Origin of the sequence: Microvirga sp. CF3062, from assembly GCF_036314045.1 — a bacterium.
Classification (GTDB): domain Bacteria; phylum Pseudomonadota; class Alphaproteobacteria; order Rhizobiales; family Beijerinckiaceae; genus Microvirga.
This window is the reverse complement of record NZ_JAYGGN010000006.1, coordinates 188,716-202,291: the sequence shown is the minus strand read 5'-3', so window position 1 is coordinate 202,291 and position 13,576 is coordinate 188,716. Positions and strand designations below refer to the sequence as shown.

The 13,576-nt window shown below is 62.8% G+C and carries 15 protein-coding genes; 5 read left to right on the top strand and 10 right to left on the bottom strand.

The window, feature by feature from the left end:
- Nucleotides 1-159: 159 nt before the first annotated feature.
- Nucleotides 160-1,722, bottom strand: coding sequence for a 2-isopropylmalate synthase (locus VB618_RS12855; protein WP_329797058.1), 1,563 nt, complete (start codon nucleotides 1,720-1,722; stop codon nucleotides 160-162).
- A gap of 426 nt (nucleotides 1,723-2,148) precedes the next feature.
- Here VB618_RS12855 and VB618_RS12850 point away from each other — a divergent pair, with 426 nt between their 5' ends.
- Complete coding sequence (locus tag VB618_RS12850; RefSeq protein WP_329797057.1) at nucleotides 2,149-2,454, top strand: hypothetical protein; 306 nt, start codon at nucleotides 2,149-2,151, stop codon at nucleotides 2,452-2,454.
- On the opposite strand, the gene VB618_RS12845 is transcribed toward VB618_RS12850, so the two are convergent.
- From VB618_RS12845 to pdxY, 3 genes are read right to left on the bottom strand one after another with little or no spacing between them, the layout of a single operon-like run.
- Entirely contained in the window at nucleotides 2,445-3,158 is a 714-nt protein-coding gene (locus VB618_RS12845; protein WP_329797056.1) for an NUDIX hydrolase, read from the bottom strand. The genes VB618_RS12850 and VB618_RS12845 overlap by 10 nt on opposite strands.
- Nucleotides 3,155-4,060: a PhzF family phenazine biosynthesis protein gene (locus tag VB618_RS12840; RefSeq protein ID WP_329797055.1), complete on the bottom strand. Its 906-nt coding sequence runs from the start codon at nucleotides 4,058-4,060 to the stop codon at nucleotides 3,155-3,157. Before VB618_RS12840 ends, VB618_RS12845 begins: the two co-directional genes overlap by 4 nt.
- A 5-nt stretch (nucleotides 4,061-4,065) precedes the next feature.
- Nucleotides 4,066-4,914, bottom strand: coding sequence for a pyridoxal kinase PdxY (gene pdxY / locus VB618_RS12835; protein ID WP_329797054.1), 849 nt, complete (start codon nucleotides 4,912-4,914; stop codon nucleotides 4,066-4,068).
- Between the two features lie 151 nt (nucleotides 4,915-5,065).
- On the opposite strand from pdxY, the gene VB618_RS12830 reads away from it, so the two are divergent.
- The 3 genes from VB618_RS12830 to VB618_RS12820 all read left to right on the top strand — a co-directional run bounded on the left by VB618_RS12830 (nucleotide 5,066) and on the right by VB618_RS12820 (nucleotide 6,263).
- Nucleotides 5,066-5,587: a DedA family protein gene (locus VB618_RS12830; RefSeq protein WP_329797053.1), complete on the top strand. Its 522-nt coding sequence runs from the start codon at nucleotides 5,066-5,068 to the stop codon at nucleotides 5,585-5,587.
- A gap of 64 nt (nucleotides 5,588-5,651) precedes the next feature.
- A complete protein-coding gene (locus VB618_RS12825; RefSeq protein WP_160195434.1) occupies nucleotides 5,652-5,807 on the top strand; it encodes a hypothetical protein in 156 nt (51 codons plus the stop codon).
- 219 nt (nucleotides 5,808-6,026) lie between these two features.
- Nucleotides 6,027-6,263: a hypothetical protein gene (locus VB618_RS12820; protein ID WP_329797052.1), complete on the top strand. Its 237-nt coding sequence runs from the start codon at nucleotides 6,027-6,029 to the stop codon at nucleotides 6,261-6,263.
- A gap of 4 nt (nucleotides 6,264-6,267) precedes the next feature.
- Here VB618_RS12820 and VB618_RS12815 read toward each other — a convergent pair whose 3' ends face one another.
- Together VB618_RS12815 and ilvC are read right to left on the bottom strand one after the other, a co-directional pair.
- Nucleotides 6,268-8,019: a patatin-like phospholipase family protein gene (locus VB618_RS12815; protein WP_329797051.1), complete on the bottom strand. Its 1,752-nt coding sequence runs from the start codon at nucleotides 8,017-8,019 to the stop codon at nucleotides 6,268-6,270.
- 157 nt (nucleotides 8,020-8,176) lie between these two features.
- Nucleotides 8,177-9,196, bottom strand: coding sequence for a ketol-acid reductoisomerase (gene ilvC, locus VB618_RS12810; protein WP_329797050.1), 1,020 nt, complete (start codon nucleotides 9,194-9,196; stop codon nucleotides 8,177-8,179).
- Nucleotides 9,197-9,472: 276 nt separating this feature from the next.
- On the opposite strand from ilvC, the gene VB618_RS12805 reads away from it, so the two are divergent.
- Complete coding sequence (locus VB618_RS12805) at nucleotides 9,473-10,021, top strand: DUF924 family protein (protein ID WP_329797049.1); 549 nt, start codon at nucleotides 9,473-9,475, stop codon at nucleotides 10,019-10,021.
- Nucleotides 10,022-10,025: 4 nt separating this feature from the next.
- Here VB618_RS12805 and ilvN read toward each other — a convergent pair whose 3' ends face one another.
- From ilvN to VB618_RS12785, 4 genes are read right to left on the bottom strand one after another with little or no spacing between them, the layout of a single operon-like run.
- Entirely contained in the window at nucleotides 10,026-10,568 is a 543-nt protein-coding gene (ilvN, locus tag VB618_RS12800; RefSeq protein ID WP_036350902.1) for an acetolactate synthase small subunit, read from the bottom strand.
- A gap of 29 nt (nucleotides 10,569-10,597) precedes the next feature.
- Nucleotides 10,598-11,278, bottom strand: coding sequence for a glutathione S-transferase family protein (locus VB618_RS12795; RefSeq protein WP_329797210.1), 681 nt, complete (start codon nucleotides 11,276-11,278; stop codon nucleotides 10,598-10,600).
- Between the two features lie 2 nt (nucleotides 11,279-11,280).
- Nucleotides 11,281-11,679, bottom strand: a complete 399-nt coding sequence (locus tag VB618_RS12790; RefSeq protein ID WP_329797209.1) for an endonuclease domain-containing protein — start codon at nucleotides 11,677-11,679, stop codon at nucleotides 11,281-11,283.
- 54 nt (nucleotides 11,680-11,733) lie between these two features.
- The gene (locus VB618_RS12785) at nucleotides 11,734-13,506 is read right to left on the bottom strand and encodes an acetolactate synthase 3 large subunit (RefSeq protein WP_329797048.1); all 1,773 of its coding nucleotides are present in this window, start codon (nucleotides 13,504-13,506) and stop codon (nucleotides 11,734-11,736) included.
- Nucleotides 13,507-13,576: the final 70 nt, after the last annotated feature.

The following is a 13,576-nucleotide window of genomic DNA, read 5'->3' as shown; positions in this document are numbered from 1 at the left end:
AGACTGAGCTTTACTCCATTGTGCAGCGTCGAGCCAATCTCGCCAAGCCTATGAAAGGCGCGTCTACCAGAGCGATTGCCTCGAACCCTCAAGCTTGAGGGTTCGAGGCTCGGGTAAGACCCGAGCAAAAAGGCTCGCCGGGCGGGCCTTTCCGTCTGATTATTCAGCTGCGTGCTGGGCGTGCAGGCGGGCGCCCCGGCTCATGAGCTTGTTGAGGGCTCCGAGATAGGCTTGGGCGGAGGCGACCAGGGTGTCGGGGTCGGCGGCGCGGGAGGTCACGCTGCGGTCGTCGGCCGAGAGGCGCACAGAGACCTCGGCCTGGGCGTCCGTGCCCTCGGTGACTGCATGCACCTGGTAGAGCTCCAGCACCGCTTCGTGAGGCACCAGGGCCTTGATGACGTTGAAGGTGGCATCCACCGGGCCATTGCCCTCCTGCTCCTCCACGACGATCCGGTCATCGACCTGGAGCCGCATGGTGGCTCGCTGCGGCCCCCGAGTTCCGGCCACGATATGGAGCGAGACCAGCTTGATGCGGTCATGCGCCATGGCGATGTTCTGATCGACCAGGGCCTCGATGTCCTCGTCATAGACGTGCTTCTTGCGGTCGGCGAGTTCCTTGAACCGCTCGAAGGCATCCTGGAACTGGTTGTCGGAGAGACTGTAGCCCAACTCCTCCAGCTTGTTGCGGAAGGCCGCGCGGCCGGAATGCTTGCCCATGACCAGGGAGGTCTTGGACACACCGACGCTCTCGGGCGTCATGATCTCGTAGGTCTGGGCGTTCTTGAGCATGCCGTCCTGATGGATACCGCTCTCATGCGCAAAAGCGTTCCGGCCGACGATGGCCTTGTTGTACTGCACCGGGAACGAGGTGGCGGCGGATGCGAGCTTCGAGGCGCGGGTCAGCATGGTGGCTTCGATGCCGGTGTCGTAGGGCAGCACGTCGCCGCGGGTCTTGATCGCCATGACGATCTCTTCCAGGGCCGCATTGCCGGCGCGCTCGCCAATGCCATTGAGGGTGCACTCGATCTGCCGTGCGCCTCCCTCCAGCGCCGCCAGGGAATTGGCGACCGCGAGGCCCAGATCGTTGTGGCAATGGGCGGAGAAGATCGCCTTGTCGGCGTTCGGCACGCGCTCGCGCACCGCACGGAACATGGCGCGGTATTCGTCGGGCGTGGCATAGCCCACCGTGTCCGGCAGGTTGATGGTAGTGGCGCCGGCCTTGATAGCGGCTTCCACACAGCGGCACAGATACTCGATCGGGGTGCGGGTGGCGTCCATGGCGGACCACTCGATGTCCTCGATCAGGTTGCGCGCCTGGGTCACCGTCGTGGTGATGATCTCCAGCACCTCCTCCTCCGACTTGCGCATCTGATGCGCCAGGTGGATCGGCGAGGTGGACACGAAGGTGTGGATGCGCGGCCGCGCCGCATGGCGCACGGCCTCGCCGGCGCGGGCGATATCGGCCGAGATGGCGCGGGCGAGGCCGGCGACGGTCGCCCGCTTCACCCGCTTGGCGATCAAGGCGACGGCCTCGAAGTCGCCGTTCGATGCGATGGGGAAGCCTGCCTCGATGATGTCGACGCCCATGGTGTCGAGCAGTTCCGCAACCTCGAGCTTCTCCTCCAGGGTCATGGTGGCGCCGGGGCATTGTTCGCCATCGCGCAGGGTGGTGTCGAAGATCAGAACGCGGTCCTTGGAAGAGCCGGATACGGAAGCGGTCATCAGTCTAGTCCTTCTCGGAGGGAAGAGCCTTAGGGCTCAAGGTTGTTCCTGCTGTTTCAGAACCCCTGAGAGCCCAGGCGGCAACGCCCAGACGACCCTCAGGGGCAGCTAAGGAGAAGGAGGCCAAGAAGACGCGCACGACCGGCCGCGGAAGCGGTGCCGTTCATCCTTGCGCTGGGGGAGCCGATGATCATCGCTGCCCAAATCCTCCTCGGCCGCGGGCTTTAAGCCGCGAACAACGGGCTCGTTTGTAACGGCGCTCCACTCGAATGGCAAGCTGTTGAAACAAATGAAAAGAGAAGCCTCGACTATTGGATGGGTTATGACACGAAGCGCGACAGGGCTGGTCTCCCGGGAAAGCGCCCTAGAACAGACGAAGCTTGGCCTTTATTCCTCGCTCGCGAGTTCCATCGAGGAGATACACTCATGAAGATCGTCACCCCCGCCGTATTCCGGATCGGCGCTCTCGCGCTGGCCGCCTGCAATCAGACCGCCTCGGCGCCTGCCAGCACTGGCATCATGACCAGCAGCTCCGGCACCGGCTGCAATGGCGAAGTCAGCCGTTACCGCGCCGTCATGAGCAATGACCTGGCCATGGGGCATGTGAACCAATCCGTCTACAACCGAGTGGATCGGGAAATCGCACAGGCCGAGACAGCCTGTGCTGCTGGGCGCGATGCAGAAGCTGTGCGGATGGTCAACGCCACGAAGGCGCGCCACGGCTATCTCTGATCGAAAACCCAGCCGAAGAAGGATTGCAGGAAGAGCGGCATCCGCTCGGGGTCGATGTCCTCTGGCCCGCGGATGATGCGCACGTCCTGCAGTTCGGGCTCGTGCTGCCGGGCGATATTGGCGCGGATCTTAGCCGCGCCCTCCTCCGCCGTCACGGGCAGGGTCACCATGCGTAGGAGGGCGATGGTCGGCCAGCGCTGGACGATGATCCATTCGTCATCCACATGGTAGTCGCCCTCCTGCAAGCCCGTCTCCTCCGCAAGCTCTCGGGTGAGGCTGGTGGCAAGGTCGACAGTGCCGTCTGGCCTCAGGTCGGAAGGATCCGGCGTACCAGCCGCGAAGTAGACGCGGCCCGCATTTGTCGTCCCGTTCCCCATCAAGCCGCAGATGAAAGCGCCATCAGACCCGCGCAGCGCCCCCATGGCAAAGCCGTTGGCGATGGCTGGATCGGGATAGCCCTTGTCGATCCAGGCGACGAAGTCGGCGTAGTCGACCTCGAAATAGGTGTTGCGACACAGGTCCCGCTCGACGACCACGTCCTGCAACAGCAGCACGCGCCCGTTGAACATCTGCGGCTTGCCCGCCGTGCGTCGCTTCCAGTTCTCCTCGATGAAAGCTCTGTTCTGGTTGGGCCAAGCCCAATCCAACGGACGGCAGCACGCTTCGACGCGGGAGACACGCCTGATCTCGATCTCGCGGCTCACGCCAAAATCTCGCCGCGGCTTACCATCACGGCGCCACCACCGATCTCGGCGGATGCGAGCGCGCCATCCTTGATCACCATCTGCAGACGAATCTCGCTTGGGCGGCCCATCTCCACGCCCTGCTCGATGACGATGTTGTGCTCGCCATCACCCAGCGGCTCGCATTGCATGAGGGCGCCCGCAAACGCGGCTGCAGCCGAACCGGTCGCAGGGTCCTCGGCGATGCCCATGCCGGGCCCGAACATGCGGGCGCGAAACCGCAAGCCCTCTTCATCGGGAATGCGGGCATAGACGTAGGCCGAAGGATGATCGCTGTCGCCGAACACCTTGTCGAAAGCCTCACCTTGCGGCTTGGAGCGTGCCAGCGCCTCAAGAGAGGAGACGGGTACGAGATCATAAGCCACCCCTGCCGAATGGCGGCTCGGCATGTGCTGATCGAAGCCGATCTCCGTCGGGTCGAGCCCGAGGGACCAGGCGCAATCCTTGCTCTCCTTGCCCTCGCCCCACACAAATGGCAGACGCGGCAGACGGAAACGCGCCGTACCGCTTACCTCATCCTTCACCTCGACGGCGCAGGGCACAATGCCGACCTGCTCCTTGAGCCCGAAGGCCACCGCACCGGGCAGGCCATCCTGGTCGAGCAGCGCCAGGAGCACGGCGGTTCCCACTGTCGGGTGGCCGGCAAAAGGCAATTCGCGAGCCGGCGTGAAGATTCGGATGTCGGCGCGCTGGCGCGGCTCGGAAGCCGGAAAGACGAAGACCGTCTCGGAGAGGTTGAATTCCTTTGTGATCCGCTGCATCGCCGCGGTGTCGAGTCCCTCGGCGTCAAGCACGACGGCAAGAGGATTTCCGGCGAAGCGCTCGCCCGTGAAGACATCGAGAGTGACAAAGCGGCGGGGCATGCGGATCAAACCTCTTCAACGTCGAAGCGACGGGTGGGCGAGACGAATTCATCCTGCGCCGCAATGGTCAGGATCTCGCGGGAGCCTGCCTCTTCCGTGCGCTTGAGCAAGCCGTAGACAGAGGCAGAGGCTTCGGCAAGGGCCGTCGGAGCGGAGCGTGAGCGTGCATAATGAACGAAAAAGAGCGCCGCGATGGCGTCCCCTGCCCCGTTGACGGACAGCGACAGCTTCGGCGTCCGCACGCGCCAGAAGCGCCCGTTCTCGCCGGCGATGAGATCCGCGCTGTCCGAGGGCGTTTCTTTCGTCTCGACGGATGTGACGAGAATGACCTTGGGGCCCATTCTGTGCACGATCGCGACGGCTTTCTTTACATCGTCGAGCGTCTGCGCCGCGACGCCAGACAGGTAATCCAGCTCGAACTGGTTCGGCGTGATGATGTCGGCGGCGGGCACCGCCTGCTCGCGCATGAATTCCGGAATGCCGGGACGCACGAACACGCCGCGACCCACATCGCCGATCACCGGGTCGCAGCAATAGAGGGCATCCGGGTTGAGGGACCGCACCCGCGCGACGGCGGACAGGATGGCGTTGCCGATATCGGCCGACCCCATATAGCCGGAGAGAACTCCGTCGCAGCGGTCGAGAACGCCGCGTTCGGCAATGCCCTCCACCAGATCCTCGATGGCGGGGCCATCGAACACGCGCCCCTTCCAGGAGCCGTAGCCGGTGTGGTTCGAGAACTGGACCGTATGGATGGGCCACACCTCGACGCCGAGGCGCTGCATCGGAAAGACCGCCGAGGCGTTGCCCACGTGACCGTAGGCGACATGGGATTGGATCGAGAGAACGTTCATGGCTCTTGCCCCCTTGAGTACGGGTTAGCGCAACGCGGGCCCTGCTTCAAATCGTGTGATGTGATCGTATTCATCACGGATGCGATTGGATCTATCTGACCCAACGAAAGTGCTTATATGCCCCCAACGACGAAGGAGCCGGATCGGATTCATGGATATCGAGTTTTGGAAGAACAGCGTTCTGGGGTTCGTGCAGACCCACCAAGCCTATACTCCCTTCGTACTCGGGCTGATGACCTTTGCCGAGTCGCTTGCCTTCGTGTCCCTGCTCCTGCCGACCATGACGATCCTGATCGCCGTGGGCTTCGTGCTTGCCGCAGCGGACATCCCTTTCTGGCAGGCCTGGGCCGGAGCCGTCTGCGGGGCCTTTTTGGGCAACTGGGTCTCCTATGCCATCGGCCAACGCTACAAGAAGGCGGCTTATGGGGTCTGGCCCTTGTCCCGCAATCCCAGGCTCATCGAACGAGGCGAGGACTTCTTCCAGCGCTTTGGCCCCTGGGCCGTATTCCTGGGACGCTTCTTCGGCCCTATTCGGGCGGTCATTGCCCTGATCGCCGGCATCTTCCTCATGCCGGGCGTGCTGTTCCAGGCCGCCAACCTGGCCTCGGCCTCCGTCTGGGCTTTCGTGATCCTCGCGCCCGGCGCGGGACTGGCGCAATACCTGCTGTGGTAGGGCGGCGCACCAGGGAACCTGCGGTCCGAGGGCTCATTAACCTCCATCGCCAAAGGAGGTCCTTATGGGCAAAGGCAAGATGAACGGCAACAACTCCGGTGAGAGCAAGAAGCACCTCGACGACCATACCCGCGGCTCGGGCGGCACGATGAAGAACCGCAAGGACCCTGGAAAGCAGGATAACAACAAGGCTCAGAACACGAAGAGCAACCAGCAGTAAGAGCTGACAGTTTTTCGTTTCGCCTATCCGCGATCCTCTCCATTTCCATAGGTCACAGCAGCATTTCGCGGTGTTATTGGCTTAGCTATAACATTGCGAAAAGCTGCTGTGACATTATCTTCACCTGACTCTTACACGGACCTTGCACCGACACCCCTGGCCTCGGAGGGTGCAAACCCGCTCGCGACAGGCTTGCCGGTTATCTGGTGGCCCTGTGTCTTGAGCTTTGCATCTCTGGTCTATTCCGTATTCTGGATGGCCGAGAGCTGGAGGGCGGCGCAGTCCCTGATCGGCCCCACGAAGGTCAATCATCTGGCGCAGGATCTCTGGTGCCTGATCCTGGTCCTTGGAAGCAGTTATGCCGTTTACCAGTTCTGCCGGCACCGCTCAGAAAGGCTGAGCCTCGTCCTCTGCCTTCTGGTGGCTGCGGCTGCCATGACATGGCACCGCGCGTAAGTCCTCAGACGGTCCTGAACCCATCGAGAGCGCCCGCCTCGATGCGCTCCCGGGTGTGTTCGTAGCCGATCTCGACCACTCTCTCGAAATGCTCCCAGCCTCTCAGCGGCACGTCGGCCAGCGGAGGATGGATGACGAGGGCTGCATGGGCGCGGGCCTTGAGCGTCTGGGCATCGCTGGAGATCGTGGCCGCCCGGTACAGCAGGCTGACGATATCCGGCGCCTGAGCCGAAAGACCGAGGAGCCGGCGCAGGAAGGGCGCCTTCTTCTCCTCCTCGCCCGCAGTGGTGAAAGCTACGTCCCGCGCCACATCGATGCCAAGGACCGGGCCTCTCTGCAGGTCGGCCATGATGTCTGCCGGCATGTTGTTCATCATGGCTCCGTCCACGAGCACGCCCTCCGGCTCGATGACCGGCGGCAGCAGACCGGGAATGGCAAGGCTCGCCCGCAAGGCGCGCCAGAGCGGGCCCTGACGATGCACATGGGCTGTGCCGGTTGTGAGATTCGACGACACGCAGAAGAACGGCAGCCAGAGATCTTCGATGTTCAGGTCGCCGAAATGCTCGAACAGTCGCGCATCGACCTTCTTGCCTCTCACCAACGCGATCAGCGGGAGCGTGTAGTCGTTCAGCGGCGGGTTCGTGACGAAGGCTTCCCGCATAAGGTCCTTGGCCTCGCCCAGCCCAATCTGGATGGCGGCCGTTGCCGCCATGACGGCGCCGATGCTGGTCCCTCCGACAAGGTCGACGGGAAAGCCGTATTCGCGCAGGGCCTGGATGGCCCCGAGATGAGCAAAGCCCCTGGCTCCTCCCCCGGCCAGCACCAGCCCGACGGCGCGCCCGCTCGAAGTACGGATGAGGCGCTGCAGATCGGCTGGGCTTTTCGCCCGCACATGAATCCGCTGGTCCACCGGAAGGCGGGCGAGCGACGGGTGGGCCGGCGTCGGGCGGGCGGCATCGGCCTTCTGCAGCAGCACGAGGTCATGACGTCGCCAGGACGACACGGCGCAAGTCAGCGCCTCCGCCTCGGGGACCAGGGGCTCGCCTGGGCAGGCCAGAAACATGACGTGGTCGGCGTGGCGGATGCAGCGCCCCGTCCAAGGCCCCGATGGCTTGGAGGCAACATAGATGACGCGCTCCCGACTGGCCTCGAAGCGGTAGAGCCAGTTCTCGTCCTCCTCGGACGGCATCGCATCGAGAAGATCGACCCTCGTCCCCTGGCTGCGCCGCATCTCCTCCAGGAAGGCGTGGGCGAAGTCGGCCACCGCCAAGCCCTGAGTGACTGGCACAATAGCGAAGGTGGTCGGCTTGAAGGTGACGGGACTGCTGCGGGTCGTTGCGCGAAGCCGGTCGGCGAGCAGCCGCGACAGGTAAACCATTACCGAGGGGCAGCGCTCCACGAGGCGCTCGAAGGCCTCCCGGGTCAGCTTGAGCAGCACCGAGTCCCGCAGGGCCGTCACGCTGGCCGAGCGGGGTGCGTTGGAGATCAGGGCCATTTCCCCGATCGTCTCCGGGGGGAAGATGCGGGCAACGCGCCTCTGCTCGCCGTGGCTGCCCTGGATGGACACCCCGAGCGCTCCTGACACGAGCATGTAGAGCGCGTCCGCTGGGTCGCCTTCCTGGAACAGGACCGCGCCACCCGGCAGAACAACCTGCTGGAGTTCCGCCTGGAGCTCAAGGCGCGTCACGGGATCGAGGCCCGCCCAAAGGGGCGCCTCGAATTCCGGGAGGTCTTCAGTCAGGATCGATGCACTCATGGGCTGGCGGATACTTGCTCTTCAGAGCCCACTAGCGGGAAACCAACAGGCTCGCAAATCCACATCCGGAGTAATGAAATATAGTAACAGACAGGCGAGGCAGGACCCTGCTCCTTACGGAACAAGGGTTTCTGCCGCCTCGCCCCGCCTGTCGGACTTAGTTCCGGCTCTTGTCGACCAGAGCCTTTTCCTTGATCCAGGGCATCATGTCACGCAGGCGGGAGCCGACATCCTCGATCGGATGGGCGGCATTGCGGGCGCGGGTGGCCTTGAACGAGGTCTGGTTGACCTTGTTCTCGAGCATCCAGTCGCGGGTGAACTTGCCGGACTGAATGTCTTCCAGAACGCGCTTCATCTCGGCCTTGGTCTCAGCCGTGATGATGCGCGGGCCTGTCACATACTCGCCGAACTCGGCGGTGTTGGAGATCGAGTAGTTCATGTTGGCGATGCCGCCCTCGTAGATGAGGTCGACGATGAGCTTTACCTCGTGGAGGCACTCGAAATAAGCCATCTCCGGGGCATAGCCCGCCTCGGTCAGGGTTTCGAAGCCGGCCTTGATCAGCTCGACGAGGCCGCCGCAGAGCACCACCTGCTCGCCGAAGAGGTCGGTCTCGCACTCTTCCTTGAATGAGGTCTCGATGATGCCGGCGCGGCCGCCGCCATTGGCGGAGGCATAGGAGAGCGCGATATCATGGGCATTGCCCGTGGCGTCCTGGTGGATCGCGATCAGCGTCGGCACGCCGCCGCCGCGCTGGTACTCGGAGCGCACCGTGTGGCCGGGCCCCTTAGGGGCGACCATGAGCACGTCGAGGTCCTTGCGGGGCTCGATGAGGTTGAAGTGGACGTTGAGGCCGTGGGCGAAGAGGAGCGCGGCTCCTTCCTTCATATTATCCTGAAGGTCGTTGCGGTAGATGTCGGCCTGCAGTTCGTCGGGGGTCAGCATCATGACCACGTCGGCCCACTTGGCGGCCTCGGCCACTTCCATGACCTTGATGCCGGCCTTCTCGGCCTTGGCAGCGGAAGGCGAGCCCTTGCGGAGCGCCACCACGATGTCCTTCACGCCGGAATCGCGCAGGTTCAGCGTATGGGCATGGCCCTGGCTGCCATAGCCGACGATGGCGACCTTCTTGCCCTTGATCAGGTTGATATCTGCGTCGCGATCGTAATAGACACGCATGGTCCTCAAGTCCCTTGTCTCAAAGGGGGCATCCCCCCAGGTTTACTGACGCTGCACCGCCGGATGGACTTGGCGCAACATTGAATTATCAGGCGCCGCTTTTAGCGAATAAAACTGCGCTGACAAGCTGTTGTTTGTAGCAAAACTACGATCCCTCCCTGCATCCTGTGCAGGGCAAACCCACTCTGCCCAAACGATCCAAGCCCGGAGAGTTCAAACCGCTCCCCCATGCTCTAGATTGGAATTTCATCTCTCGACCGATAAGGACGAAGCCGCATGCAGCGCCTTGCCACTCCCGACGAAGTCATATCGTTCTGGCGCGAAGCCGGCCCGGAGAAGTGGTTTTCGAAGGACAGCGCCTTCGATCAAGCCTGCCGTGACCGTTTCCTGCCCACCTATGAGGCCGCCGCTCGAGGCGATCTCAATGAATGGGAGCTCACCCCGGATGGGGCTCTCGCCGTCATTCTCCTCCTCGACCAGTTCCCCCGGAACATGTTCCGGGGAAAGCGCGAAACCTATAGGACCGACCCGGTTGCCCTCATGGCAGCAGACCGTGCCATCGAGCGGGGATACGACCACAAGGTGGAACCGCAGTTCCGCCGTTTCTTCTACTTGCCCTTCATGCACTCCGAATCCCTGGCAGATCAGGAACGCTCGGTGACCCTGAACGAAGCCCTCGGCGAAGAGGATTCGGTCAAGTATGCCCGCCACCACCACGACATCGTCGCCCGCTTCGGCCGTTTCCCCCACCGCAACGCCATCTTGGGTCGCGAGACGACACCAGAGGAGGATGCGTTCCTGAAGGAAAGCGACTTCAGGGGCTAAAACCTCACATCCCTTCCGCGCCCCGCGCCATGGCGGCGACGCCGGTGCGGGACACTTCCACGAGACCCACAGCCGTCATCAGCTTGATGAAACGCTCGACCTCGTCCGTCGTGCCGGTCAGTTCATAGACGAAGGACGTGAGCGTGGCATCGAGGGTGCGGGCGCCAAAAGCGGAGGCCAGCCGCATGGCCTCCACGCGATGATCGCCTTTGCCCACCACCTTCACGAGGCAGAGCTCGCGCTCCACAGCCTCGCCGGTGAGAGTAAGGTCGACCACACGATGCACCGGCACGAGGCGCTCGAGCTGGCTCTTGATCTGCTGGATGATGCTGTCGGTGCCCGTGGTCACGATGGTGATGCGCGAGATATGCGCCTCGTGCTCGGTTTCGGTGACGGTCAGGCTCTCGATGTTGTAGCCGCGACCCGAGAACAGGCCGGCGATGCGGGCGAGCACGCCGGGCTCGTTGTCGACAATGATGGCAAGCGTACGCCGGTGGGAGGGCTCGACGCGGGTCGCATCGGGATAGTGGGTCTTCATCTGGAGCATTGTCTGATTTCCCGAATGTCTTTCAAGCCTCAAGCCGCTTTGCGGTAGTTCTCAATGGCGTCCTCGTCCACCTCGTCGGCCGGGACGATCCACTCCTCCTTGAGCGCCGCCGAACGCCACTCCTGAAAGGCTGGCAGCGACAGGATCGCGTCCACATAGGCGCGCGTCGTAGCATCGAGGGCGATGGAATAGGTATCGAGGCGCGTCGCAAGCGGCGCATACATGGCGTCCGCCGCCGAGAAGGCGCCGAACAGGAATGGACCGCCCGCGCCAAACCGCTCACACGCCTCGCGCACGATCGCGCTGAAGCGATCGACATCCCGAGCCACCGCCTCGCCGCGATCTCTCGAGGCATATTTTTTGCCGAGATTCATGGGGCATGCGGAACGCAGCGCCGAGAACCCGGCATGCATCTCGGCTGCCACCGAGCGCGCCATCGCGCGCGCCTTGCTGTCCGCGGGCCATACGGGAACACTATAGGCTTCGCCGACATGCTCCATGATAGAGATGCTCTCCCACACGGTCACATCGCCATCGATCAGGATCGGCACCTTGCCGGCAGGCGAGTGCTTAAGCACCATCTCCTTGGTGTCCGGAAGATCGAGCGGAATCGTGATCTCGTCGAAGGCCACCCCAAGCTGCTTCATCAGCAACCAGGGCCGCAGCGACCAGGACGAGTAGCACTTGTTGGCGATGACGAGGGTGGGCATCTTCATGCTCCTTTCCCCTCTCCCGAGTGGGAGAGGGGCCAGGGGTGAGGGAGAGAGGCTGCAGGAGGCACCGCAGCCTCTGCGATCCTCAACAGAACAGATTCAAGATCGTTCATCACATCATAATTTGTGAAGCGAATGACCTTGAATCCGTGGTGCTCGATCTCTTTCGTGCGGCGACTATCATACTCTGCGTACCACTCATGCTGCTTTCCATCGATCTCGACAATCAGCTTTCGCTCCACGCATAGAAAATCAACGGTGTAGTTGAGGAAGGGAACCTGCCGCCTGAACTTGAGGCGATGGAAGCGACGCCCACGGAGAGCCTGCCACAGCACATCTTCCGCAGACGTGAGGGTCTTGCGGAGGTTGCGCGCAAATTGGCGTGGTTCTCTAGTCATAAAACGGCATTCCCTCACCCCTGCCCCTCTCCCACCCGGGAGAGGGGTTCTTAATCAGACAAGCATCTTGCCCTTCTCGTCGATCACGGAGCCGATATCGGCTCCCGTCTCGCCGAGATAGTCGTTGAGCAGCATTTCGTTATGCGCCTTGCCCGACGGGATCATCGGGAAGCAGTTCTCGGTCTTGTCGACAAGGCAGTCGAAGATGACCGGGCGGTTCACGTTGATCATCTCCAGGATCTTCGCATCGAGATCGCCCGGCTTGTCGCAGCGGATGCCGACGCCGCCATAGGCTTCAGCGAGCTTCACGAAGTCGGGCAGCGACTCGGAATAGCTGTGCGAGTAGCGGCCGCCATGCAGCAGCTCCTGCCACTGGCGCACCATGCCCATATACTCGTTATTGAGGATGAACACCTTGACCGGCAGGTTGTACTGGAGCGCCGTTGACATCTCCTGCAGCATCATCTGGATCGAGGCTTCACCTGCGATGTCGATCACCAGCGCATCGGGATGCGCCAGCTGCGCACCGACAGCGGCCGGCAGGCCGTAGCCCATGGTGCCGTGACCACCCGATGTCATCCAGCGGTTCGGCTCCTCGAACCTGAAATACTGGGCCGCCCACATCTGGTGCTGCCCCACTTCGGTCGAGATATAGGTCTTGCGGTCTTTGGTGAGTTCGTAGAGACGTTGGATCGCATATTGCGGCTTGATGGTCTCGGCGGAGTTCCGGAAGCCGAGGCAGTTGCGCGCGCGCCAACCTTCGATCTTGCCCCACCAATCCTTCAGCGCCACCTTGTCTGCCTGATGGGCATCCTGGCGCCAGAGGCGCACCATGTCTTCCAGCACATGGGCGCAATCGCCGACGATCGGAATATCCACCTTTACGGTCTTGTTGATGGATGACGGATCGATGTCCACATGGATGCGCTTGGAGAAAGGCGAGAAGGCGTCGAGGCGCCCCGTGATGCGGTCGTCGAAGCGCGCCCCGATATTGATCATCACGTCGCATTCATGCATCGCGAGATTGGCCTCGTAGGTGCCGTGCATGCCCAGCATGCCGAGCCACTGCCTGTCGGAGGCCGGATAGGCGCCGAGCCCCATCAGGGTCGAGGTGATGGGAAAGCCCGTGAGCCTGACGAGCTCGCGCAGCAGCGTCGCGGCATGCGGCCCTGAATTGACCACGCCGCCGCCCGTGTAGAAGACCGGACGCTTGGCATTGGCCATCAGCTCGATGGCCGCGCGAATGTGCTCCATGTCGCCCTTCACCTTGGGGCGGTAGGTCTTGTGCTGGTTGCTCAGAGGCCGCACGTAGGAACCCGTCTTGAACTGGATGTCCTTCGGCAGATCGACCACGACTGGGCCCGGGCGGCCGTTCTGGGCCACATAGAAAGCCTCGTGCAGAACGCGCGGCAGATCCTCAATGGATTTGACGAGATAATTGTGCTTCGTGCAGTGGCGCGTGATGCCGACCGTGTCGCATTCCTGGAATGCGTCAGAGCCGATGAGGTGGGTCGGCACCTGGCCTGTGATGCAGACCAGCGGGATCGAATCCATCATCGCATCGGCAAGACCCGTGATCGCGTTCGTCGCGCCCGGACCGGAGGTCACAAGCACCACGCCGGGTTTGCCGGAGGAGCGGGCATAGCCTTCGGCCGCGTGGACCGCGCCCTGCTCATGACGGACGAGAATGTGCCGCACCTTCTCCTGATGAAAAAGCGCATCGTAGATGGGGAGTACGGCGCCGCCCGGATAACCGAAGATATGCTCGACTCCCTGATCCTGCAGGGCTCGGATCACCATTTCGGCTCCGGTCATCGTCTCGCTCATGGGTCTCGCTCCGTCGGTCTCGTCTGCGTTTGTCTCAAGGAATCTAGGCAATAAAAAAGGCCCCTGAGGG